This is a genomic window from Enhydrobacter sp. (genome assembly GCF_030246845.1).
Lineage (GTDB): Bacteria > Pseudomonadota > Alphaproteobacteria > Reyranellales > Reyranellaceae > Reyranella.
The window spans coordinates 1,489,242-1,513,619 of sequence record NZ_CP126889.1; the positions used below are offsets into that span (position 1 = coordinate 1,489,242).

22 protein-coding genes and 1 tRNA gene are annotated in these 24,378 nt (G+C 64.3%); 3 read left to right on the forward strand and 20 right to left on the reverse strand.

Annotated features, from left to right (window positions below; genetic code table 11):
* Complete coding sequence (locus tag OJF58_RS07555) at positions 1-975, forward strand: phosphate acetyltransferase (protein ID WP_300783209.1); 975 nt, start codon at positions 1-3, stop codon at positions 973-975.
* A gap of 17 nt (positions 976-992) precedes the next feature.
* On the forward strand, positions 993-2,189 hold the full coding sequence (locus OJF58_RS07560) for an acetate/propionate family kinase (RefSeq protein WP_300783210.1): 1,197 nt from the start codon (positions 993-995) through the stop codon (positions 2,187-2,189).
* Between the two features lie 266 nt (positions 2,190-2,455).
* Here OJF58_RS07560 and OJF58_RS07565 read toward each other — a convergent pair whose 3' ends face one another.
* The 6 genes from OJF58_RS07565 to OJF58_RS07590 all read right to left on the reverse strand — a co-directional run bounded on the left by OJF58_RS07565 (position 2,456) and on the right by OJF58_RS07590 (position 8,571).
* Positions 2,456-2,950 (reverse strand): hypothetical protein, encoded by a 495-nt coding sequence (locus OJF58_RS07565; RefSeq protein WP_300783212.1) that lies wholly within the window; start codon positions 2,948-2,950, stop codon positions 2,456-2,458.
* A 5-nt stretch (positions 2,951-2,955) separates the two neighbouring features.
* Complete coding sequence (locus tag OJF58_RS07570) at positions 2,956-4,521, reverse strand: terminase gpA endonuclease subunit (RefSeq protein ID WP_300785206.1); 1,566 nt, start codon at positions 4,519-4,521, stop codon at positions 2,956-2,958.
* A gap of 85 nt (positions 4,522-4,606) precedes the next feature.
* Positions 4,607-4,822 (reverse strand): hypothetical protein, encoded by a 216-nt coding sequence (locus OJF58_RS07575; protein WP_300783214.1) that lies wholly within the window; start codon positions 4,820-4,822, stop codon positions 4,607-4,609.
* Positions 4,823-4,824: 2 nt separating this feature from the next.
* Positions 4,825-6,588 carry a prohead protease/major capsid protein fusion protein gene (locus OJF58_RS07580; protein WP_300783215.1) on the reverse strand — a complete coding sequence of 588 codons (1,764 nt, stop codon included), beginning with the start codon at positions 6,586-6,588 and terminating at the stop codon, positions 4,825-4,827.
* On the reverse strand, positions 6,581-7,993 hold the full coding sequence (locus OJF58_RS07585; protein WP_300783216.1) for a phage portal protein: 1,413 nt from the start codon (positions 7,991-7,993) through the stop codon (positions 6,581-6,583). Before OJF58_RS07585 ends, OJF58_RS07580 begins: the two co-directional genes overlap by 8 nt.
* Before the next feature lie 2 nt (positions 7,994-7,995).
* On the reverse strand, positions 7,996-8,571 hold the full coding sequence (locus OJF58_RS07590; RefSeq protein WP_300783217.1) for a hypothetical protein: 576 nt from the start codon (positions 8,569-8,571) through the stop codon (positions 7,996-7,998).
* Between the two features lie 173 nt (positions 8,572-8,744).
* Here OJF58_RS07590 and OJF58_RS07595 point away from each other — a divergent pair, with 173 nt between their 5' ends.
* A complete protein-coding gene (locus tag OJF58_RS07595; protein WP_300783219.1) occupies positions 8,745-8,960 on the forward strand; it encodes a hypothetical protein in 216 nt (71 codons plus the stop codon).
* Here the strand turns inward: OJF58_RS07595 and OJF58_RS07600 are convergent.
* The 14 genes from OJF58_RS07600 to OJF58_RS07665 form a co-directional block, all read right to left on the reverse strand.
* Positions 8,957-10,438: a helicase HerA-like domain-containing protein gene (locus tag OJF58_RS07600; RefSeq protein ID WP_300783221.1), complete on the reverse strand. Its 1,482-nt coding sequence runs from the start codon at positions 10,436-10,438 to the stop codon at positions 8,957-8,959. The two genes, OJF58_RS07595 and OJF58_RS07600, sit on opposite strands and share 4 nt — an antisense overlap.
* A gap of 136 nt (positions 10,439-10,574) precedes the next feature.
* On the reverse strand, positions 10,575-11,117 hold the full coding sequence (locus tag OJF58_RS07605; RefSeq protein ID WP_300785207.1) for a site-specific integrase: 543 nt from the start codon (positions 11,115-11,117) through the stop codon (positions 10,575-10,577).
* Positions 11,118-11,184: 67 nt separating this feature from the next.
* On the reverse strand, positions 11,185-12,384 hold the full coding sequence (locus OJF58_RS07610; protein WP_300779380.1) for an IS256 family transposase: 1,200 nt from the start codon (positions 12,382-12,384) through the stop codon (positions 11,185-11,187).
* A 95-nt stretch (positions 12,385-12,479) separates the two neighbouring features.
* Positions 12,480-13,028, reverse strand: a complete 549-nt coding sequence (locus OJF58_RS07615) for an integrase arm-type DNA-binding domain-containing protein (RefSeq protein WP_300783223.1) — start codon at positions 13,026-13,028, stop codon at positions 12,480-12,482.
* Positions 13,029-13,208: 180 nt separating this feature from the next.
* Positions 13,209-13,285, reverse strand: a tRNA-Arg gene (locus tag OJF58_RS07620).
* 107 nt (positions 13,286-13,392) lie between these two features.
* Positions 13,393-14,835 (reverse strand): saccharopine dehydrogenase C-terminal domain-containing protein, encoded by a 1,443-nt coding sequence (locus OJF58_RS07625; RefSeq protein WP_300783225.1) that lies wholly within the window; start codon positions 14,833-14,835, stop codon positions 13,393-13,395.
* Between the two features lie 98 nt (positions 14,836-14,933).
* A complete protein-coding gene (locus OJF58_RS07630; protein WP_300783227.1) occupies positions 14,934-16,064 on the reverse strand; it encodes a type III PLP-dependent enzyme in 1,131 nt (376 codons plus the stop codon).
* Between the two features lie 432 nt (positions 16,065-16,496).
* A complete protein-coding gene (locus OJF58_RS07635) occupies positions 16,497-17,741 on the reverse strand; it encodes an MFS transporter (RefSeq protein ID WP_300783229.1) in 1,245 nt (414 codons plus the stop codon).
* The gene (locus OJF58_RS07640; protein WP_300783231.1) at positions 17,738-18,886 is read right to left on the reverse strand and encodes a dATP pyrophosphohydrolase; all 1,149 of its coding nucleotides are present in this window, start codon (positions 18,884-18,886) and stop codon (positions 17,738-17,740) included. The genes OJF58_RS07635 and OJF58_RS07640 overlap by 4 nt, the downstream gene beginning before the upstream one ends.
* A gap of 7 nt (positions 18,887-18,893) precedes the next feature.
* Positions 18,894-19,814, reverse strand: a complete 921-nt coding sequence (locus OJF58_RS07645; RefSeq protein WP_300783233.1) for a metallophosphoesterase — start codon at positions 19,812-19,814, stop codon at positions 18,894-18,896.
* Between the two features lie 47 nt (positions 19,815-19,861).
* On the reverse strand, positions 19,862-21,109 hold the full coding sequence (locus OJF58_RS07650; RefSeq protein ID WP_300783235.1) for an aminotransferase class I/II-fold pyridoxal phosphate-dependent enzyme: 1,248 nt from the start codon (positions 21,107-21,109) through the stop codon (positions 19,862-19,864).
* 14 nt (positions 21,110-21,123) lie between these two features.
* Complete coding sequence (locus tag OJF58_RS07655) at positions 21,124-21,444, reverse strand: acyl carrier protein (protein ID WP_300783237.1); 321 nt, start codon at positions 21,442-21,444, stop codon at positions 21,124-21,126.
* Between the two features lie 97 nt (positions 21,445-21,541).
* The gene (locus OJF58_RS07660; protein ID WP_300783239.1) at positions 21,542-22,468 is read right to left on the reverse strand and encodes an NAD-dependent epimerase/dehydratase family protein; all 927 of its coding nucleotides are present in this window, start codon (positions 22,466-22,468) and stop codon (positions 21,542-21,544) included.
* 7 nt (positions 22,469-22,475) lie between these two features.
* On the reverse strand, positions 22,476-24,230 hold the full coding sequence (locus OJF58_RS07665) for a fatty acyl-AMP ligase (protein WP_300783241.1): 1,755 nt from the start codon (positions 24,228-24,230) through the stop codon (positions 22,476-22,478).
* Between the last annotated feature and the right edge of the window lie 148 nt (positions 24,231-24,378).

Below are 24,378 nucleotides of genomic sequence, written 5' to 3' on the forward strand. Positions count from 1 at the left end.
ATGGCGGATGTCACGACCCCGGCCGCCACCCGGCCGCACGAAAAATACGACCGCTTGATCGCGGTCGCTCGCAAGCATCCGCCGACGGCGGCAGCGGTATGCCATCCGTGCGATGCCGTTTCGCTGGAAAGCGCCGTCGAGGCGGCAAAGTTCGGCCTGATGAAGCCGATTCTGGTTGGTCCTCCGGCACGCGTGCGCGATGTCGCCCAGAAGGGCGGGCTCGACATTTCCGCTTTCGAGTTGGTCGAATCCGCGCACAGCCACGACTCCGCAGCAAAGGCGGTCGAACTCATCCGAGCCGGTCGCGCCGAGGCGCTGATGAAAGGCAGCCTCCATACCGACGAGCTGATGGGCGCAGCGGTTTCGCGCGACAAAGGCATCCGAACGGGACGGCGCATCAGCCATTGCTTCGTGATGGACGTACCGGGGCACCCCGATGCGCTGATCATCAGCGATGCCGCCGTCAATATCGCGCCCACGCTGGAGGACAAGGTCGACATCGTGCAGAACGCCATCGATCTTGCTCATGCGCTTGGCTCGGCGGAAGTGCGCGTCGCCATTCTGAGCGCCATGGAGACGGTCAACCCCAAGGTCAGCTCGACGATCGAGGCGGCGGCCCTGTGCAAGATGGCCGATCGTGGGCAGATTACCGGAGCCGTGCTCGACGGACCGCTGGCGCTCGACAACGCCATCAGCCCGGATGCCGCGGCGATCAAGCATATCGTCTCGCCGGTCGCAGGCCGCGCCAACGTGCTGATCGTGCCGGACCTCGAGGCTGGCAACATGCTGGCCAAGAGCCTGTCTTTCCTGGCCGGCGCCGACGCCGCCGGCATCGTGCTGGGCACGCGCGTCCCGATTATCCTGACCAGTCGAGCCGACTCGTTGTTGACGCGGCTTGCTTCATGCGCGGTGGCTGTCCTGGTCGCGGCCGCCCGCCGCGCACAGGAGATGGCGCTCGCGAAGAGCGCCGTATGACCGCCGGCATCTGACGCATGGTTATCTCGTCCGGTTGCATCGCCGTGCTCAATGCCGGCTCGTCGAGCATCAAGTTCGCGCTCTACGAGCCGGGCCCGGCCGGCGCTCTGCTTTTTCGGGGCCAGGTCGAGCGGATCGGCCAGGCGCCGAGACTCGAGGCAAAAGACGCTGCCGGCAAAGTTCTGGCCGAACGCAGCTGGTCCGATGGCAAGCTCGACCATGAGGCGGCGACCACCGAGATCATTGCGCTCGGCCGTGAACTGTTGCACGACCGACCGGTTCTTGCCTTCGGCCATCGCGTCGTCCATGGCGGCACCGACTTCTCCGCCCCGGCGCTGATCGACGACAAGGTACTGGCCAGGCTCGCCGAGCTGATGCCGCTGGCACCGCTGCACCAGCCGCACAACCTGGCGCCGATCCGCGCCATCGCCCGGGTCGCGCCGCACCTGCCACAGGTCGCCTGCTTCGACACCGCCTTTCATCGCAGCCAGCCAGCTATCGCCCAGGTCTTTGCCTTGCCGCGCGAGATCACGGCGGCGGGCGTGCGGCGCTACGGATTCCACGGCCTGTCCTATGACTACATCGTCACGCATCTCAAGGAGACCGAGCCAACTCTGGCGCGGGCGCGCCTGGTGATCGCCCATCTGGGCAACGGCGCCAGCCTGTGCGCCGTGCGCGATGGCAGGAGCGTGGCCAGCACCATGGGCTTCACGGCAGTGGACGGCCTGATGATGGGCACGCGCAGCGGCGCGCTCGATCCCGGCGTACTCCTCTACTTGATGCAGGAGCACGGCTTCGATGCTGCCGACATCGAGGACCTGATCTACCGCCGTTCCGGCCTGCTCGGCGTGTCGGGCGTCGCCTCGGACATGCGCACGTTGCGGCAGTCGCGAGCGCCCGAGGCGGCCGAAGCGATCGCCCTTTTCGTCTATCGCATCGTCCGCGAGATCGGCTCCATGGCGGCGGCACTGGGCGGGCTCGACGCACTGATCTTCACGGCGGGCATAGGTGAGCACGATGCCGCGACGCGGGCCGAGGTGGTCGCGGGCTGCGCGTGGCTGGGATTGACCCTGGATGAAGCGCGCAACCAGGTGGGCAAAGGCCGTATCAGCAGCGGGGCATCACGGGTGTCGGCATGGGTCGTGCCAACCGATGAGGAGCGGATGATTTCGCGCTACACCAGCACGTTGATTTCAACGGTTTCACCGGAATGAATGACATTTGCGGTGGACAAGATCATCAGCATCGGCCTGACGGCTCATGCGCCACCGTGGTGATTCCCGGTGTCGGGGTCGGGAGACCGATCCGCCTCGCGACCGCGAGCCGTCAAAGTCGTCGCCCGAAGTTCTCTCTTTTGTTCAGGCATGGCGTCCCCGAGAGGATTCACACACGAACTAAATAATGCCTATAAAATGGGCCTTTTATGCACTCTCCAAAACTCGTTGCCTACCGGGTTACCTACCAGTGACACACGAGTCGATCACATCCTGATCCCATGCTTGGTGAGCCACTCCTTTTCAAGTCGAAGAGCCTCATTAACCTGCGCTGCGGTCATTTCCCTAGCTACGCCGTCTCTATAATTGATCGCCTGTTGGTTAGTCTGCGCAAAGCTCGGATCTGTGGCAGGGGGCAATTTCTGAATCTCCCGTGCCTGCAACAGCGCAGCGATATCGTACCACATGTAGGCGCGTACGATATCGGCCTGAATATTCATCTTCTTGTCGCCACTCTCAAATACCTCCCCCAACCAATACGCTGGCGTATGGTCGCCCTTTGCAACTGCAACCTGTGCCCATTTCAGAAATGCTCGACCATTGTGACTCCACAATGCGTCCATCGCACAAGACGACGCGTCGCCACTGCAATCGTCTGTTTGCTCGACCCGCTGCTGTTGCAGTCCCGCTTGTGCTGACGCAGTTTGGATAGATAGCCCGACAAGAATGAAAAAAATTGCTATGAAACTGCCTGTTCTCATATTGCTCACTCCCCCCAAGAGGCTCGCCGTGTCAGCCAAGCTGAGCGAATAACGGTGGAGCGTGCAGCAGGAGCACCTGCGGACGCAAGATCTTCCTCGCGTCGATCAAGATTTGCCGTCACGAGCTGACGAGCGGCGAAGGCATAGACCACGCAATCCAGCGCTTCCGCCCGCAGACCGGGCTTGCGCTCGAATCTCCGGAAGGGCTGCCCGCTCTTGTAGCGAATGACGCGACGCTCCGAGGCGAGCTGTTCATACCAAGCCGTCTCGAGCGTGTGGCTGAATCGAATCGACTGGCCGCGGGCCAGGCGTGAAAGGATCTGCGCCTTCAACGTATCGACGCCCACAAGGAAAAGCCGGCTGCCTTTGGTTTTCGATGCGACGATGGCCGGCCGCGTGCCCGCCATGCCCTTCCCGGCCACGACGCGGCGCCCATAGCGCGCATGGCAGAATGAATAGACGATATCTGTCGTTCCACCATCGCCCGAGTCGATCACCGTCGCGTCAATGCGCAGCGTGCCGCCGTTGGGATGTTTCCAGGTCGTCTTTAGAAGGTCGTCCAGCTCGGCCCATGTCGTGTTGTTGAGCGGGCTGCCCCAAACGACGTGATGGGCGAGAATCAGGGCATCGGCGCGCGTCCAGCCGATCACCGTCGCCTCGATTCGATCGTCCTGCACGTCGACACCAGCGGTAATGACCAGCACTTCGGGCGGGATATTGCTGAGGTCGAAAGGTTCGGCGCGGGCCTGCAACGACGTTTCGTCGATTTCGTCGGCCGATTCGCGCCAGCCTTGGGCCAGGATCGTATTTACGAAAACCTGGAGCTCGTCGGGATGATCCTTCGCCGCGAGAAATTCGGCCGCGAGCTTGGCCCACGATGCGTTGGGGAGCGACGAAACCAGCGCATTGAGCCGAAAGCCGGCATGCCCGCGCATGTCCGGCCGCGTCACCCGCCAAATTCCGGCTTCCGCCATCGCGGGCTTGTGCCGTTCGTCGACCAGGCGATTGCAGTGAGGGCAACGGAATGCCGCGGACTCGGGGCGGTCCGGCTCCCACTCGATATGTTGCCAAAGAATTTCAGTGAAGGTGCCGCAGTGCGGGCACGGCACTTCGAAAACTCGAGCATCGCTCACGGCATAGGAGCGCAGGACGTTGCTGGTCTCCTCGATCGTGGGGGTACTGCCCATAATGATCTTGCGATTGCCGAAACTGAGCGTCCTACGTTCCGCCAACGTGAGCGGATTCCCTTCGGCGCCGGGTTCCATGGCGTCGACTTCATCCATAACCAAAATCTTGACGGTGTGCCGGCGGAGATTGCGAGGCGACTTGGCGGCCACGACTTTCAGGCTGCCGCCTGGGAAGCGGCGAGACAGGAGGGTATTGCGGCCGGTTTCGTCCGCTTCGGCTGACAACAGGCCAGCAAGGACCGGAGTCGCCTCGAATGTCGGCTCCAGATCCGACACGACATAATCGCGGCAGTCCGCTTCGGTCGGCTGCAAGACCAGAATAGGCGACGGTTCGTTGGCGATGAAGCTGCCCACGGTGGCGGTCGCCAACGTCGTATAATCGATCCGACGATTGCGACGGCGCCGCCGACGACATCTGCAGGCGCGGGGATGGTGAGCGTGTTGCCACGCTGAACAAAGTTTTTCATGGCTAGAGTCCTTTAGAGGTTCTGAAAACGATGGTGTTCACTGGCCGACCGCTCAGTGCCGCGATTTCCCTATCACACGCTGCGATAGCGGCGGCCATTTCGGAGTCGGACTTGTAGACGACGGTTTCGCCGTTCTGGTCTTTCACCGACAGGACGCCGCGCATGCGAGCCGCGAAAAGAGAATCGCGCCACAATTGGAGATCGGCCAGCGAGGTCATGGTTACTGACCCGGGTTGCGATAGACGCCGCGCCAGTCGACCGCGCCGCAGCCGAAGTCCAAGACCACGCGGAATTCGCGGGCCAGGACATCCCATCCATCGCGGCTCGCAAGTTGCGGACCCTGGGCGCTGGACAGGTAGGCATATTCCAGCACGGGCGCCGCGGCCGGGTCTGCGAACAGATACCAAGCCTTGGCGGGAAGGCGCGACTCGACTGCGAGCGACAGACGGCCGGAAAATGGATTCACGTCATCGACGGCCACGGGCGACAGCGACGCGAGGATCTGTTCCGAGGTCGTCTCGAGGTCGGCGCCGACCAGCAACGTCTTGGGCGCGACGTTGATGGGCATTTTGCCTTCCAGACCCCTTTGGGTCCGCATAGCCAGACGGCCATCCGAAAGTGTGGTGACGGACGGTGCCGCGCCAGCGGCGGCGATATTGCCGTGCGACGCATGGAAGAGCGGGTTACCGTCTTCCATCGTCGGACCAGCGCCGCTGTTCTGCAGCAGCAGACTGAGCAACAATGAGGTCTCGGTTTCGGCGGCAGCCTTCCCCATCATGGTGCCCCATCTTCCAAGGGCGCCAAGGTCGTCGTTGATCATGTCCTTCCGCGATACGCGGAACATGCGGCCAAGCGTCTTGACCGAATAGCTTTCCTTCGCTTCGGCCGTGCTGGTGCCCGTGATCTCGCCCGACTCGGTGACTTCCTGCAGCGTATCGAAGTCGCCCAGCTTCAACACGGACAGGGGCCGGAAGTCCGGAGCCGTACGCTGGCGCGCAAGCGCCTTGATCGGCGACGCGGCGAGCTGATAGCCGGACTGCAGCACTCGATTGCCCGTCTCCGTCAGCAGATTCGGGAAGTCACTGAGCGTAGCCATTGCACGAGTCAGCGTTTCCTCTTTGCCGAGAAGATGAACGCCCGCGACTCCGCGCTCGACCAGCATGGCGCGCGCCATGTCGATCATACCCATGTTCGCGTAGGGTCGGCTTTCGTCCGCCATCGGAACGCCCATACGCGCGGCAAGGGCGCCAGCCATGCGCGTCAGCTTGATGGCCGGATCGTCGTTCGACGGGCCTACCTGTTGCGTGCGGATGGTGGGAGTCGTACGCGTCCGCATCGCTTCGAAGGCGGCGCGGCGCGCGTCGTCCGCCGATGCCTCAGCGTCGATCTGACCGTTTGTCCAGGTATCGTCCAGGCCGACAAGCTCGGCGATGCTGCGGATCTGCGCGTTCACCTGCGCGCGCGTCTCCGCGTTGGGATTGTCGTTGTTGACGATGTTGTCAGGCATATTACCGCTCCGGGTTGTTGTGCCGGAGTCCGCCGGCACGGGTACGAAACTGATCTCGTGAGGCGTCCAGGCGACGGCCGTCCGCGTGCACTGGCCGCTGGCATCAGTCGAGTCGGTCCATTTTTGGACGCTGTAGCCGACGCTCACGTGACGGATGACTCCATCTGCGATGTCGCGAACGATCGGCGCGACATCCTCGCGAGAGCTGAGCTTGAGCGTCGCGACGGCCTCGCCATTCTCAACTTTGGCGTCGAGGATGATGCCCAACACGCTGCGCACGTCGCCTTGCTGATGCCCATTGAGCACGCTGGCGCCGATCAGGCGCGACAGGTCGATATGACCAGGTTTGAGGGAAAGGACCTCATTGAAGCCGCCGCGCCTCACGGGCTTGTTGGTCGCGAACACGACCTTGATGGTTCCATCCTTCATCGTGCTCGGCTGGAAGTCGGCACGCGCGCGGATCAGTCCGTCAGGCATCGCTCGGTCCTTTAGGTGCGGCATCGAAATTCAACCCAAGCGCCACCTCGCGTTGGCGGTCGGCGGCAATCTCGGCGTCGAGTGTTTCGACGGAATAGCCGCGCGAGGCGACTACTTGACGACGACTCGTGAGGCCTGCCGAGATGGCGGCAACCTCTGCGGCGATCTCCTTTTCAGGGTCGACATGGGCAATCGGTGGAGGGAACCAGTCGACGCGGAAATAGTCGGCCGCGTTCGCGGCGAAGTCTGGCGCCTCGATTTGGCCCGACAGGATTCCGAACGTGATGGCACGGCGCCAAACGCGGTCGAGGAGTTGGGGAACAAGGATGTTGAATTGCAGCGCTTCCAGGCGCGCGCGATAGGCGACCAATGCGGCGCGAAGTGACGAATAGTTGGCCTGTGAAAGGTCGCCAGTTAGCAAGTGCTCCGGCACGCCCAAGCCGGCCGCGATAGCGCGGAGTTGCATCTTGCCGAAGTCGACAAGTTGCTGGGCTTGCTGCGGCGAGCTGAAACGGATGTCGAACCCTGTCGGCAGGATCTTCAACGTTCCCGGCTCGAGACCGCTTTCCAGGATGCCGTTGGCGTCGGTCGTGCCGTCGTATGGCGAGTTGGACGCCGCGCCGTTCTGGTCGATCAGGAAGCCCGCATGCATGGCGGCAATCTTCGCGCCGAGCAAAAGCGCGTCTTCGAGTCCATCGTGCTCGGCAAGCCGCAGCATGATCGGTGCAAGCCAACTGATTCCGCGCACCTGTCCCGCGCCGATTGGCTGGAACACATGGCACATTTCATCGGCCGGAACGAGAACGGATGGTCCGCTGGTGGCGAAAACGTCGGTCGGCTTTTGCGGCAGAATCCAATAGCCAAGGCGATTGCCTTTGGCATCGAAGCGAACGCCGCTGATGTCGCGCGCGCCGTTGGCCAGCTCGCCAGTCTTGGAGTCGTCCAGCATCTCCGACGGAATCTGGCGGAGTTTGAGGCCGGTATCGGTGATCGGCATGTGTACCAGCGCCTCACCGTCGACGATCTTTGCCCGAACGGCGCCCGCTTGGATGCCTCCCCAATTCGTCAGTCCGTCCGCGTCACAAGTGGCCGCCCATTGGACGAAGTAGTCGCCCAGCGCTTTGCGCGTTTCCGGATTGGGATGCTGCGATGCTGCGGTAATGCCCGAGCCAACCGCGCCGGTGGTCAATTCCAACACGCCTTTGGCCGCCCAACTGTTGTTGGCTGCGAAGTAGCGCGCGCGGCTGCGGATTGATCCGACTGCGGCAAGCGTCTCCTGCCCTATCGAGCCGAACGAAGGCGACCAGTCCCAGCGCCGGCCGCCGGCAGCCGCATCGAAACGACGAACGTGCTTAGGCTGTTGGTCGCGGAACCATCGCCGCGGATTGAGAGAGGGGAGCCGCATTTTTAATTCTCATTGGCCCGATCGCGGAGGAGCGGCAGGAGAAGCGAACGGAGGTCCACAACGATGGAGGTTCGCGGGATGTAGGGGTCTGCAGGATTGCCACTTTCCGGCTTCTCGTCCGTCAACAGGACGGTGCCGCGATAGTATTTAGCGCCGTTATCACTGTTGCGGAAATAGGTCAGGACGAAAGACGGCCAGCCGCCTTTCCGAATGTCCTCGATTGCTCGCTGAATCGGACTGCCCTTAAGCGCCAGAAGGCGCTTGCGAACAGCCTCCGACGCTCCATCCGGAATGAAACCAGCGATAAGGCCCGCGTTGGCACAACTCAGTACCAGCATGTCAGCAATTCCGCTGTCCATTAGGGCGAACAGCACCTTGACCTTGCAAACCTCATGGAGCGGATAGAGGTAAGCCGAGGTTTTTCCGGAACCTGCCCGCTTCCCATAGCTGTTGAGCATCGCTGCGTCCTGAGTAGCCAGGTAGCGCAAGCGATTCATCGCCTGGCGCGAGGAAAAGCCCGCCTCTGCAAGCATTTCGGCGACGGCGCTGATCTGAAAATCGGTTGGCTGGGATGCCATTCTGAACCTCTATAAGAGATAGTCTTGTAGACAATATCTCATAGATAGTCTATAAAAATGTCACTGACGGGAGGTTTCTGGATTTCCCTCCGGTTGGTTGGACAAGGGAGATGCTCAGGGTGTGTTCGTGCGATCGTCCGCACCTTGGGCATCTTTCCCGAAGGTTTAGAGCGATGGGTATCCCAGACGGATATATCGAGCTTGATCGCGTGCTCTATGGCCGTTTCGGCCACTACCCTTTTCTCACGCGCGCCGATATCAAGCGCACGATCTGGCGCAAGCTGAGCCGATATGCCCGTTTCAGAACGGAACTGGTCAGCCTTGCCGAGCTCGAACGAGCAAAGAACGTAGCGCGGATTGAAGCGGAGATTGAGGCGTTGGTTGGCTAAGCGCGTGCCATCTTTTGAAGAAACCAAATGACGGCGGCTAGACTTAACAGGCCCCATCCAATCGAAAACCAGTAGAAAACCGCACCTGCGGCACCAAACAACACAGCGATCGTAACAACAGCCATCACCTTGTCGAAGCCTGTAGGTTGCGCTTGGCCAGGCGCGCCGCGCACGGTCGCCTTCGGTCCCAGCGGCTCCGGCACGGCCGGCCGTTCGGACGGCTGCAACGGCCCAAGCGGGCATCGCGGCAACGCCACGCGCACGCGCTGCAGCATGACCGGATTGCCGCTGGGGCCGATGGTCGAAACCAGGGCCTCCCCAACGCCAAGCGAGCCGATGACGGCCCCGGCATCAATCGATGGATTCGCAGGCATCGAATCAACGGCCGCGCGGATGGCGCGCAGATCCGCCGGAGTAACGCCGCGCAAGCCGTGCTGAATCCGATTGCCGAGCTGGGCGACGATGGTCGACGGAATGTCCGCCGGCGACTGTGACACAAAGAAGAGCGCGACTCCCTTCGAGCGAATCAACCTAACGATTCGCTCAATTCTCTGGAGTAGCGAAGCCGGGCAATCCTGAAAGAGCAAATGCGCTTCATCGATGAATAGCGCCAGGATTGGCCGTGGTAGATCTCCCGCTTCGGCGGCACGGTCGTAAATGTCTTGCAGCAAACCGATGATGAAAGCCGAATAGAGTGCGGGCGACCGTAGCAGCCTATCAGCGGCCAGAATGTTCACCTTGCCGCGGCCGTCCAGCATGGCGCCGTCTTTAGGGCCGAAGAGCGTGAAGGCATCGAACGAGTCGCGCTCGAAGGCTTGGCGTGCACCCTGTCGCTCGAGGCGCAGAACTGCGCGGCCGATGGCGGCCAGCGTGGTAGGCGTGAAATGCCCGAAGCGAGCGCGTACCGACTCGGCATTGTCGCGAGCGATTCGAATCGTCGCGTGCAAGTCGCGGATATCGTGGATGGCGGCGCCGCGGTCGGCGGCAATGGCGTAAAGAATTTCCAGCGTGCCGGCTTGCGCATCACTCAATTCGAGGAGCCTGGCGACGAGCTCGGAACCGAGTCGATCGAACGACATGCGCGCCGACTCGCCCTGGTCGCCGAACACGTCCAGAAAGCGAGCGGGAGTCGAGCGCGCCAGGGCGGACAAGTCGCCTTTGGCGTCGACAACGAATGTCGAGACTCCGGCATTGCAGAAGCCTTCGGCAAGCGTCATCAGCGTGACGCTCTTGCCACTGCCTGTGGCACCAGTGATCAAGCCGTGCCGGTTGGCGTAGCGGCCGGCTATGAAGGCGCCGCCACCTATGGGGATGCGAATATCGTTCGTTTGCGTAAAAGGTCGCGGCGTAGGCGGCGGCGCGACATAGGGTGCAGGCGGACGGTCTCCTTCGCGGTAGTAGATGTTTCCGCCCACTCCTGCTGCAACCAGTATTCGACGCGGATCAGGCAATGTGGATTTCGGTATACCGAAATTCACGTCGATATCTGGATTGAGCCTATGTTTGTGCCTTCTAGCCATTTCCCATCATACCGCGGCCATCCGTGTGGTAGAAAAATCCTATCCGGATTCGCGTGTTTCTTTTGTGTCAGGAAGTTAGCGCATCATGTCGGACTCAACCGATCAGCTCCGCCCCTTCCTTCGCTTTATCGAGATAGTCGTTCCACCATTCGAGCATCTTTCGTCGACCACTGAGCCATTGAGCGGAGTTGTAGATGCCGCGAATGCTGTTGGCGTCAACATGGGCGAGCTGCCTTTCGATCCAGTCGGGATTAAATTCCTGCTCGTTTAAAATCGTCGACGCGGTACTACGGAAGCCGTGCACCGTCGCGCGCGAGTGATAGCCCATGCGGTAGAGCGCATAGAGGAAGGTGTTTTCGCTGACGACTGGTGACCTCGTCCGCGACGATCGCTGCAGGTTCGGAAACACGTAGTCGCCGTCGCTGAGTTTGCGCAGTTTCCGCAGCAATTCCACAGCCTGCGGCGTGAGCGGAACAAGATGCTCAAGGCTCATTTTCAACCGACCGGCTGGGATGCGCCACAGGGCAGACGGCTTGTCCAACGCCTCGAATTCAGTCCAGCGAGCAAAGCGCGCTTCAACGGTGCGAACCATCGCGCGGACGATGAATTCAAGCCCGTAGCGTGTCTGCGGATGGATCGTGCCCCGAGACGTGGTGTAGCTGGCGCTGAGTCAGCACAGCGATCTTCGGCGTGAGCCGGATCGATCAGGCAGCCACAGCAGGCAGCCCGACGAGAGGATCATCGCTTACGGGGGCGATGCTTTCCAGCGTGATGTAGCGGGAGCGCTGGACGGCCCACTCGTCGTTCTGCTCGAGCAGGATGGCCCCGACGAGTCGAACGATGGCCGCTTCATTGGGGAAGATGCCGACGACCTCGGTGCGGCGCTTGATCTCGCCGTTGAGGCGCTCCAGGGGGTTGATCGAGTGCAGCTTGACCCGGTGCTGTGCCGGGAAGCTCATGTAGGCGAGCACATCGGGCTCTGCCTCGTCCATCAGGGTAGCCAGCTTGGGGACCTTGGGTCGGAGCTGATCGGCGACACGCCGCCACTGCGCACGCGCCTGCTCGGCATCGTCCTGGGCGAAGGCGGTGGCGATGAAGGCCGAGACCACGCGGCGTCCGCTTCGGCCGGCATGCGCCAAGGCGTTGCGCATGAAGTGGACGCGGCAGCGCTGCCAGGTGGCGGTGAGGATCTTGGAGATCGCTGCCTTGATACCTTCATGGGCGTCGGAGATGACCAGCTTGACGCCGCGCAAGCCGCGGCGCGTCAGCTTCCTGAGGAACGCCGTCCAGAAGGTCTCGGCTTCGGACGGGCCGATATCCATGCCCAGCACCTCGCGCCGGCCGTCGGCGTTGACGCCGACGGCGACGATGACGGCGACCGAGACGATGCGGCCGGCCTGGCGCACCTTCACGTAGGTGGCGTCGATCCACAGATAGGGCCAGTCGCCCTCGATCGGCCGGTCGAGGAAGGCCTTCACCCGCTGGTCGATCTCCTCGCACAGCCGGCTGACCTGGCTCTTGGAGATGCCGCTCATGCCCAAGGCCTTGACCAGGTCGTCGACCGATCGGGTGGAGACGCCTTGGATGTAGGCCTCCTGGATCACCGCGGTCAGGGCCTTCTCGGCCATGCGGCGCGGCTCGAGGAAGCTGGGGAAGTAGCTGCCGCGGCGCAGCTTGGGGATGCGCAGCTCCACCGTGCCGGCCCGCGTCTCCCAATCCCGGTCGCGATAGCCGTTGCGCTGGGCCAGTCGCGTGGCGCTCTTCTCGCCATGGGCGGCGCCGGTCAGCGCACCGACCTCGATCTCCATCAGGCGCTCGGCAGCAAAGGCGATCATCTCGCGCAGAACGTCAGCGTCAGGGGCCTTCTCGACAAGCGAACGCAGGTCCATCATCTCTTCGGTCATCGGTGGTTCCTCGCGTGCAGGTTGGAGCTCGCAACCCAACCCTAACCGGAAATCGCCGGTGACCCCCGCAAGGCCGCTCCCTCGCTACGGCGCCATCAAACAGCGCGCTCGCTCGCGGCCTTGCTCTCCCCAGCTACACCACCATCCGGGACACGACCTCCTCGCGCCTCGATCTTGCGCAATGCGTCTAGCAAGGTTGGCGGCTCGATTGCACCGACATTGAGATGACCGATTTCAGGGAAAAGGTTTTGCTCGAGCCGATTCAATACGAGGTCGGCATAGGACTCCTTCCATCCCGCTTTTTTGGTCGCGTGCCATTCGCGCGCCACGGCTTCAAAAGAATCGGATGCTGCGCCGGCGACCGTCGCAGGCCGATTACGGCCCATGATGACGATAGGGTCGCGATTCTCAGCCAACAGGATCTTGGCATGCTCCCGCTTCGCCCGAGCGTCCGCCAGGCTCACACGCGGATAGGGACCTAACGACAGGGTTTTGGATTTGCGGCCGAAGCGATAGGCCATTTGCCAAAGGGTCCCGGTCGATCGCACCAGGAGATAAAGCCCGCCGCCATCGAAAAGCTTGTACGGCCGTTCCTTGGGCTTCAACGCGCGCAGCCTTGCCGTCGACAAGCGATTGGTCGCCATGTTCCGTGAATCCCCCTGTGTAGGTAACGCTCGCCGCCCGTAGGCAAAGCGCCAGACCAATTACCTACCTCAGTTTGGGACTACCTGGTACTCACTGGCACTGAAGAATGGCAAAAAGTCACAATTAACGGGCTTTTGTGGCACCGCTTGGAACCGTCTGGAACGATGGAAAGTAGGTGTTGGCGTCCCCGAGAGGATTCGAACCTCCGACCCGCAGTTTAGGAAACTGCTGCTCTATCCGGCTGAGCTACGGGGACGTGGCTGGCGATATAGCATCCGATAGCGATGGCGTCAGCACCGTTTGGATTGCTCCTCTCGCTGGCGCTGCGTGGCACCACGAAAATGGCGCCATTGAGCCCCCAACTCAGATCACCCGGAAGTTCTTGAACTGCCAGGGATCGTCGACATCGACATCTTCCGGGAACAGCACGCCGCGGTCCTGCAGCGGCGTCCAATCGCCGTACCTGCCGACAACGGGACCGAGGTAAGGCAGGCAGATCTCGAGGTTGCGCTCGAAGTCCATGTCGTCCGCCTCGACGATTCCGCGGTCGGGATTTTCGAGCGCCCACACGATGCCCGAAAGCACCGGCGCGCAGACCTGCAGGGAAGTGGCGTTGTTGTAGGGCACCAGCCGGCGCGTCCCGTGGATGTCGAGCTGCGAGCCGTACCAGTAGACGCCTTTCTTGTGCCCCATCAGCAGCACGCCGAGTTCGTCCCAGCCGGAGCGGATCTCGTCGACGATCAACCGCTGTCTCTTCTGCTGGCTCAGGCCCTTCCCCGCGATCTCGTGCATGGACATGATCGCCTGGTCGCACGGATGATATGCATAGTGGACGGTCGGCCGGTACACGACCTTTCTTCCGTCGCGCAGGGTGAGCAGATCCGCGATCGAGATGGACTCGTTGTGGGTGATGATGAAGCCGTGGAAGGGACCTTCGAGCGGCGTCCAGGTGCGCACCCGGGTGAGCAGTCCGGGCCGGTTCAGATAGATCGCGGCTTCACAGCCGAAGGTATGCCGCCGACCGTCGGGGGGCAGGCTTTTTTCGTGCGTGCCCCATCCCATCTCGGCCGGCTGACAGCCTTCGGCGACGAAGCCGTCGATCGACCAGGTGTTGACGAATTCACCGACCTCTTTGGGCTTCGGCGATACCTGGGTATCGCGCTCGGCGACATGGATGACCTTGACGCCGAGCCGCTGCGCGAGCTTCGCCCAGCCCTCGCGCGAGGTCGGCGTCGCCGTCCTGGGTTGGCTGCCCTTCGCCAGGTCCAGCAGAGCCCGTTTCACGAAGTGCGAAACCAGGCCGGGATTGGCCCCATGGGCAATTACCGCGGTCGGCCCTCCCCGATACTTCGGGCGGATCTTGAGCATGCTCTCGCGCAGGGCATAGTTGGACCGCAGCGATACCGAGAGGTTGGGATCCGTGTAGCCCCCGGGCCACGGTTCGATGCAGGTGTCGATGTAGTGCGCGCCCTTCTCCTGGCACAGCTCGACCAGGGCCATCGAGGAGACCTCGACGGAAAGATTCACGACGAAGTCGCCCTTGCCCACCCGGGCCGTCAGAACCTGACGATAGTTGGCGCGGGTCAGCTTCTTGCGAACGAACTCGATGCCATAGCGCTTGATCTCGGAAGATCCGCCGCGGTCGTCCTCGGCGAGGATCGTGATCTGGCTCGGCTTGATGCCGATATGGCGCAAGATCAGCGGCAGCACGCCGTGGCCGATCGAGCCGAAGCCGATCATCACCATCCGGCCCTTGAAATCGAGATACTTCCTGCTGGCAGTCTTGCGCGCGGCTTTCCTCGCCATTCCAGCGCTCCCCCTTCTTGATCGTCGAGTGGTCGATAAACGGCGACGGGGCCTTTCTCAAGGCCCCGTCGGTTCGCTCCGATGCGGAGGCAAGGGCTTCAGATGCAGATCGCCTTGAGCGGCGCGAAGCCGTTGAAGGCGACCGACGAGTAGGTCGTCGTGTAGGCGCCGGTCGCGAGGATCTCCACCTTGTCGCCGGGCTTCAGCGAGAGCGGCAGCTTGTACTCCGTCTTCTCGTAGAGGATGTCGGCCGAATCGCAGGTCGGTCCGGCCAGCACCACCGGCCCCACGCGCGTGCCGTCGCGCGCGGTGCGGAGCCGATACTTGATGCTCTCGCCCATGGTCTCGGCCAGGCCCGAGAACTTGCCGATATCGAGGTAGACCCAGCGCTTGCGGTCGTTGGCCGCCTTGCGCGAGACCAGCACCACCTCGCTCTGGATCACGCCGGCGTCGCCCACCATGGAACGGCCCGGCTCGATGATCACCTCGGGCATGCGGTTGCCGAAATGGCGCACCAGCGCGCGGCCGACCGCCTCGCAGTAGGCCTCGATCGAGCTGACCTCGGCCCGGTAGCGCGCCGGAAAGCCGCCGCCCAGATTGACCATGCGCAGGTCCACGCCCTCCTCGGCGAGGGCGAAGAACATCTGCGAGACCTGGGCCAGCGCCTTGTCCCACTTCTCGAGGTCGGTCTGCTGGCTGCCGACATGGAAGGAGATGCCGTAGGCGTCGAGTCCCCACGCCTTGGCCTTGCACAGGAGGTCCTTGGCCATCTCCGGCGCGCAGCCGAACTTCTTGCTGAGCGGCCACTCGGCGCCCCCGCAATCGACCAGGACGCGGCAGAACACGCGGGCACCCGGCGCCACGCGGGCGAGCTTCTGCAGCTCCACCTCGCTGTCGAAGGCGAACAGGCGCACGCCCTGCTCGTAGGCCCAGGCGATATCCCTCTCCTTCTTGATGGTGTTGCCGAAGGAGACGCGGTCCATCGCCACGCCGGCGGCCTGCACCAGCTCGATCTCGCCGCGCGACGCGGTGTCGAACTTCGAGCCGAGGCCGGCCAGGCGCGACAGGATCTGCGCCGCCGGATTGGCCTTCACGGCGTAGAAGATATGGGCGGCCGGCAGGAGCTCGCGCATGCGGCGGTAGTTGTGCTCGACCATGTCGAGATCGACCACCAGGCACGGCGTCTCGGGCTGCTGCTCGCGAAGGTAACGAAAGATACGCTCGGTCATCGTTGGGGGATTCCCCGTCTGATTGTCAGGCTGGTTCGAAGGGAGTTACGGCGATGACGTACGGCGCCCCATCGAGGATGGGACGGGGCGGCGGCGTCAGCCGATACTCGACGGAGAGGTTTCCCGCCGAAGCGGAAAATCGAACGAGTCGGCCCGGCTGAGCGGGCAATGGACACGATAGCGGGGATCGCGCCCCGCACAGCAAGCAACCATCTCAGAAGCTCCTTCCCGGACCCGGCGCGAGGCCGGCACTGCCAAAAAGGACGCTTTCCGTCGTTGCGTAACCACTATGGGCCAGCGGCACGTGCGTGGGCGTCTTCATTCGCTATCTACAACTAATGTCCGCCGTTACAAGTGGATTCTTGAGGCGCCACCCAAATTTTTGGCTCTCTTGTGGTGCCGACGACACAGAGCGGCGTCGAGCGCTCCTTGTCACAACCGCGGCGACGATGCGCGCGGCAGCCTGATCGAGGCGGCGAGCAGGGTGAGCGGCACCAGTGACACAGCCGATACAATCAATGCCGGTCTGACGCCCCACACGCCGGCGATCTTTCCCCACAGCAGCGAGCCCGCCACCATGGCGCCGAAGAACACCATCTGGTTCACCGCCATGCCGCGCGCCCGCATGAAATTGGGCAGGATCATCTGGACCGAGGTGCTGTTGTTGGCGATCACGGTCATCCAGCAGGCGCCGACGAGGGCGAGGCAGGCCGCGAACACGGCCGGCCGCATGACCAGGGCAGCCACCATCATGGCCGAAGCGTGCAGGCCCATCGCCCAGATGTTGGCGCGATCGGAACCCAGCAGGCGATTGACCGTCGGCATCGCCAGCGCGCCCGATACCGCGCCGGTGCCGAACGCGGCATAGAGCAGGCCGAAGGAGAACTCGTCGAGGCCAAGCGAGAAGCGGCCGATCGCCGGCAGCAAGGTGCTGAGCGCGATCCCGGGCACGAAGTAGCAGAGGCCGCGGGCAAACACCGCCTTCAGCTCGGCCGAGCCGCGGACATAGGAAATGCCAGTGCGGGCCGCCTGCAGGAACCCTTCCCGGCGCTGCTCGGCGTGCGCCTCGGGCGGTCGTCGCCAGGCCCGCATGGCGAAGATCACGCCGATATAGGTGACGGAGTTGATCAGGAAGAGCAGGAAGACCCCGACCAGGCTCAGCAGGATCTGGCCGACCACCGGGCCGATCGTGCGCGCCAGGTTGAAGCCGGCGCTGTTCAGCGCGATGGCGGGGCGCAGCTCGGACGGGGCGACGATCTCGGGCACGACAGCCTGCCAGGCCGGCGCGTTCATGGCGTTGCCGAGCCCCATCAGGAAGCTGAGGACAAGCAGGTTCCAGGCGCTGAGCTGGCCCAGGAAGGCGAGGCCGGCGAGCACGGCGGCCACGCCCATCATCCACCATTGGCAGAGCATGATGTAGCGCCGGCGCTCGAACCGGTCGGCCAGGATGCCGGCGAAGAAGCAGAACAGGAACATCGGCAGCGTATTGGCGGCGGCGAGCGCGGCCACGAAGATCGGCTCGCGCGTGAGGCTGGTCATCTCCCACGCCGCGCCCGTGGTCTGCATCCAGCCACCGACGTTGGACAGCAGGTTGGCGATCCAGAGGCCCAGGAAGGCGCGATTGGCGAGCGGAGCGAAGGCCGAGGCCGGCTTGGCGCCGATGGGCGCGGCCGTCACGTCAGGGCTTTTTGGTAGATGCGATGCGTCTTGTAATGCACCCCGCCCACCGTGCGGATGATGTTGTTGGTCGCCTTGTTGTCCTCGAGGATCCACCCCAGTTCGGCCGAGGTCTTGCCCAGCCGCTTGCCGTTCTGCCGCAGCGTGTCGATCGCCATCATTGCCAGCCCCGCGCCCATCAGCGGATGGTTGCGGTACCTCCTGCGCACGCCCATCAGCGGCACGCGGGTGCTGCCGACGCCGACGATCTTGAGCCGCCACAGGAGCTTCATGAGGTTCAGGGGACCGAGCCGCCCGTTGAACTCCTCGATCGCCTCGTTGATGTTGGTGAGCGCCACGATGAACGCCACCGCCTCGTCGTCGACCTCCACGAACACGCACAGCTCGGGCACGATCACGGGCCCGAAGGCCTTGGCGGCGTGATCGATCTCGGCCTGGGTGAAGGGCACGAAGCCCCAGTTGTCGCTCCAGGCGTCGTTGAAGATGTTCACCACCGTCCGCACCTCGGCGTCGAACATCTTCATGTTGGCCGTGCGCACCTTGACGCGACCGGCCATGCCGGCCCGCGCCATCAGCTTCTTGCCGATGGTCTCGGGCGCGTTCTGGACGTCGTAGTCGTAGGAGAAGAGATCCTTGATCTTGGTATAGCCGCAGGCCTCGACCCGCGGCCCGGCATAGGGCGGGTCGTACGGCACCATCAGCATCGGCCGACTGTCGAAGCCCCAGACCAGGAGCCCCACCTCCTCGTTGACCGACAGGCTGAACGGCCCCGTGACCCTCTTCATGCCCTTGCCGCGCAGCCAGCCTTCCGCAGCGGCGAACAACGCCGCGAAGATCGACGGGTCGTCCTCCGCCGCGAGGCAGCCGAAATTGCCGGTGCTGTCGGCGTAGCGCTCGAGATAGACGCTGTCGAGCTGGGCGGCGATGCGGCCCACGACCCGGCCGCGGCGCCGGGCCAGGAAGAACCGCACGTCGACATGCTTGAACAGCGGATTCTTCTTGGGCGAGAAGGCCTCCTGCCGTTCGACGTTGAGATGCGGCGTGTAGCCTTTGTGGCCGGCAAACAGCCGCTTGGGCAAGTCGATGAAGGCCTTGAGGTCCGCCTTGGTGACGACCGGCGAGACCACGATGTCGGACGAAGCCATATTCTCCTCAACTTACCATGGCCGTGGCGGCGGCACTGTGGAAGACCAGCCGGCCGTCCGGCTCGCAGCCGCGACCCTCGGCCGCCAGCGCGCGTATCTCCACGTCGAGTCGCCAGCCGTCGCTGTCGCGATCGATGTGGATCAGGTGATAGCGGGCGCGGCCGTACTTGCTGCCGGGTGCGGCCGACGCCGAGCAGACGCCGAGCACCGGAACGGAACCGCGAGGGCCGGCGATGCGGGCGATCTCGCTGCGATGATTGTGGCCGTGTAGAACCGCTTCGCAGCCGACTCGACGGATCATGGCCTGGAACGCCGTGGCGTCGGTGAGGCGCTTCCAGCGCGACTGGTCGGTGAGCGGCGGGTGATGGATCAGCACGAGGCGGCAAAGACCTTTGCGTCCCGCCTCGCCAAGCAGACGTTCCGCCTGCGCGATCTGCGCCGGCCCGAGATCGCCCGTCGCGAGGAACGGCGGCTTGGGAACGCCCGTCGAGAGCCCGACCAGCGCCACCGGCCCGCGATGGCGGATGGTCGGGAAGACGTCCGCACTCTGCGCCGGCGGCTGGCCGTCGCTCGCGATGTAGGCCCCCCACAGGCCGACACCCCGATCCCACGGCACAGACACATAGATATCGTGGTTGCCCGGCACGACGGTCAGGCGATCCGGCCGGTCGAAGGCCGCGAGCCACCCGGCGGCGCGCTGAAATTCCTCCGGCAGCGCGACGTTCACGAGATCGCCCGTGAGCGCAATGTGGTCCGGCTTCTGTGCCTCGATATCGGCAACGACGCCGGCCAGCGCCTCCGGCAGGTGAAGATGCACGCGATGGCGCCACCAGTTGTAGTAGCCGGTGACGCGCTTGTTCAGGAGCTCGCTCGGCCGCGCCTGCGGCATCGGCAGATGCGGATCGGAGAGGTGCGCCAGCGTGAACATGCGGGACCTCCTCCGGCAGCGATGGCAGATCGGCCGCCCGGCGTCTGCTAGCGGGTGCCCCCGACGACGCGGAGCTTGGTCACGTTGCCGAGCACGCCGAGCTGGCGACCGATGCCTGTCATGACCTCGATCGTCTGCTCGATCTGCTCCCGCGTGTGCGCCGCCGAGACCGAGCAGCGCAGCAGCGACACGCCGTTGGGCGTGGCCGGCGGTACGGCAACATTCACGTAGATGCCGGCATCGAGCATCGCCCGCCAGAAGCCGATCGCCATCATGCGGTCCGGCAGATGAACGCCCACGACCGGGCCATGTTCCGGACCGAGCTTGAAGCCCTGGGCGGCGAGGCCGTCATAGAGTGCTGCGACATTGTCCCAAAGCTTGGTGCGCAGTTCCGGATGAGCCTTCACGATCCGGAGCGCCTGGCGCACCGAGGCCACGATCGAGGGCGGCAGCGAGGCCGTGAACATGTAGGATCGCGTCGTGACGCGCAGGATGTCGAAATCCGGATCGTCGGAAACGCAGTAGCCGCCGATCGCGCCCAACGTCTTGGAGAAGGTGCCGACGATGAAGTGGCAGTCGTCCAGCACGCCCGCAGCCTCGCAAAGGCCGCGGCCGTGCTCGCCCAGCGCGCCCAGCGAATGGGCCTCGTCGATCAGCACATAGGCGTTGTACTTCTTGCAGACGGCGACGAATTCCTTGAGCGGCGCGCTGTCGCCGAGCATGGAATAGATGCCTTCCAGCACCACCAGCCGGTTGCCCGGCGTGTCGTCCCCGTTCTTCCTCCCGCTGAGCCGGCGCAGGCGCGCATCCAGGCTCGACGGATCGTTGTGCTTGAACCGCACCACCTCGGCCTGGGTCTGCTTGCAGGCGTCGTAGATCGAGGCATGGCTGTCGGCGTCGATCAGCAGGACGTCGTCCGGGCCGACAAGCGCGGAGATCACGCCCAGATTGGCCTGGTAGCCGGTCGTGAACACCATGCAATGCTTCTTGCCGTAGAACTCGGCGATCTCCTTCTCGAGCGCCACGTGCTCGCTGTAGCTGCCGTTGGCGATGCGCGAGCCGGTGGTGCCGGTGCCCTCGGCCCGGATCGCCTCGATCGCGGCCTCCATGCACGAAGGATCGAAGGTCAGGCCGAAATAGTTGTTGGTGCCGACCAGCAGCGTCTTCTTGCCGTTGATGATGGCTTCGGTGGGCGACAGCACCCGTTCCATGCGAATCTGGAACGGGTCGGCGCCGGTCGTGCGGACGTCCCGATAGGCGTCCAGCAAGCCGGCATGGCGGTCGAACAGACCCATGGGCGTATGGGAAGCTAGCGGCGCGCGCTCAGCGCCAGGATCGTGTCGGCCAGCTCGTTGACCGTCTGGATTTCCGCCACGACATTCATCGGGATCGAGACGTCGTACTTGTCCTCGAGGTCCATGACCATGTCCATCACAGCAAGCGAATCGATCGACAGGTCCTTGGCGATGACCGTGGCGCCGGTGATGTCGCGGCCGTCGTCGGCCTGGAAGGGCTCGAGCTGACGGCAGATCTCGGCCATCACTTCGCCACGCGACGGCGCACGTCGCAGGACAATGGCAGGGGCGACGTCGTCGTTCTCGACGATCATGTTCTGGGCAGTACTACGCAAGAGGAGCTCCCCGGTCCGGGCATTTGACATGGCGCCTTGTGGCAGAAAAGGCGATTCCTTGTGAAATAACAAATTGTTACGATGTGTTTCACAGCTTCTAGAGCCAGTTCTGCGCGCGGTACCACAAGATCGTGTCCCGAAAACCGGCCGCCAGATCGAAGCGCGCGACGAACTTCGTGGCGGTGGCAAAGCGGCGATCGTGAACCGTCCAGTCCGGATGAAAGATCTCATTGACCTTGCCTCGGGTCAGAATTTGCGCGGGGCCTCCCAGCGACTGGATCGTCTCGTTCGCCGCGGCAAGCGCCCCAAGGATGGGACGCGCAATGCGCACCGTTCGTTCCCGGCGTCCGAGCGCCAATCCGGCTGCATGGGCCATGTCGGAATAGCGATAGCCGCCTTCGTGTCCGTCATCGACTTCGTAGACCGACGCCGGGACGGATGGCTCGACCGACAAGGCCAGCGCTTCCGCAAGGTCGGCGACATGGATGAGGGACAGGCGGGCGCCGGGTGCCGCCGGCTGCAGCGCGACTCCCCATTGGGCCATGCGAAAATAGGCAAGGGTCTCCCGGTCGCCGGGACCGTAGACGGCAGGCGCCCGGACTGCGAGCCACGGGCCGGATCGGTCGGCCAAGGCTTCCTCGGCCGCCCGTTTGCTCGCGGCATAGGGCGAAAGCTGCGGCTCGCGCGCGGCGAGCGACGATAGAAGGACAAGGGGCGTGGCGGGCGCCAGCGCCGACAGCCGCGCCGTCCCGTCCCGATTGATCGCGATGAAATCCTCGGGCCGCCGTGCCTTGATGAGGCCTGCCGCATGGATCACCGCAGCGGCCCCATCGACAAGTCGGCGCAGCGCGCTTTCGTCCGCGAGATCGCCCCAGACGATCTCGGCCTCCACACCGGCCAGGGATGGAAGAGGCGACCAGCGGCGGATCAGCAGCCGAAGCTTCCAGCCGCGCCGCGCCAGCGCGGCCACGAGATGCGGTCCGACGAAGCCGGTGGCCCCGGTGACCGCGATCCGCTTTTGCACCTGGCCCTCAGGCCGCGGCGGGCTTGGCGGAGGCGGCCGGCGTGTAGAGGCCCGCGAGATAGTTGGCCTTGGTGCGTGCCCGCGAGAGCTTGCCCGACGAGGTCATCGGCAGGCCCAGCGTCGGCGGCACCAGCACGACATCGCAGTCGACGGCCACGGCCTCGCGGACGGCGCCCGCGACGTCGCGTGCAAGGGCCGAGCGCGCGTCCTCGCCCGAGACGCGCGCGAGGACCGCCACCACCACGCGCTCGCCGTTCGCCGTGTCGATGGAGAAGGCGGCCGAGTCGCCGTTCTTGACCACGCGTCGCGCCTCGATCGCCCACTCGATGTCCTGCGGCCAGACATTGCGGCCGTTGACGATGATGAGATCCTTGGCCCGGCCGGTGACGACGATCTCGCCATCGAGGAGATAGCCGAGGTCGCCGGTATCCAGCCAGCGATCGGCCGACAGCACGGCGTCGGTCGCCGCCGGCTCGTCGAGATAGCCCGGCATGACGCTGGGCCCCTTGATGTAGATGCGGCCCACCTCGCGATCGGCCAGCACCTTGCCCGCCTCGTCGCGCACCTCGAGCTGGTGTCCCGGCAGCACCTTGCCGCAGACGACGAAACGGCGCGCATGCTCCTCGTCCTGCGGATCGACCGCGGGCTCGGCGCGCTGCGCCTCGCCGAGCGCGGTGCGATCGACCGAGTCGATCCGCGCCCCCGTTCCGTGCGCGCTGAAGGTGATGGCGAGGCACACTTCGGCCATGCCATAGCTCGGCAGGAACGCCGACCGGCTGAAGCCTTTCGAGGCGAAGGCCTCGACGAAGCGGTCGAGCACGTCGGGCCGCACCATGTCGCCGCCGATGCCCGCGACCCGCCAGCTCGAGAGATCGAGATCGTCCGGCACCTGCATGGCGCCGCGGCGTGCCGCGAGGTCGTAGCCGAAGCTCGGGCTGTAGGCGATCGTGGCGCGGTTGCGCGAGATCAGGTTCAGCCACTGCATCGGCCGGCGGGCGAAGTCGCGCGGCGTCAGGTAATCGACCGACATCTGCGTCGCCAGAGGCGACATCAGGAAGCCGATCAGCCCCATGTCGTGATAGAGCGGCAGCCAGCTCACGGCACGGTCGCCGAGCGAGACGTCGAGCCCGGCCGGCCCGACGATCCCGGCCAGATTGGCCATCAGCGCCGCCTGCGTGATCTGGACGCCATGCGGATGGCGCGTGCTGCCGGAAGAGAACTGGATATAGCAGTGATCGGCCGGCCCCAGCGGCCGTAGATCGACCGGCTTCTCCGGCAAGGCCTCGATCACGTCCATCCCGCCATGCAGGCGCAGCGCCGGGAACTCCGATGCCGCTTCGGCCAGGAAACCCGCGAGATCGTCGATGCCCACGGCCGCCACGGCACCGGAGGCGGCGAACTGACGGCGGAGCTGGTCGAGGTACGCCTCCTTGCCGCCGATCCCGACCGGAATGGACACCGGCACCGGCAGCAGCCCTGCATATTGCGCGCCGAAAAAGGCATCGAAGAAGCCGGGCCAGGTGTCGGCCGTGATGAGGAGCCGCTCGCCGCGCGCGAAGCCCGCTCCGATCAGCTTGCGGGCGGTGACATGCGCGCGCTCCCGCACCTCCCGCCAGGGCAGCTCCGACAGCCGCTCGCCGCGCGCACTGTAGAAGGTGACGCCCGTCTCTCCCTGGGCGGCATAGTCCAGCATCTCGGGCAGCGACCGGAAGGCGGCCCGGCGCAAGGCAAGCTGGCGGTTGCAGGTGGGGATCGGGTTCATGGCATGATCGAGGAGGCGGCGGTCTCCTAGCAGAGGCGTTCCGGCCTCTCAAGGCGGAGCCCGGCAGCCGGTGTGCAAGTTGACACACCCCGACCCCGGTCCGATAGTGCGCGAATCCTCGTCAAACGCCGGTGTTTCCAGGCCCGGA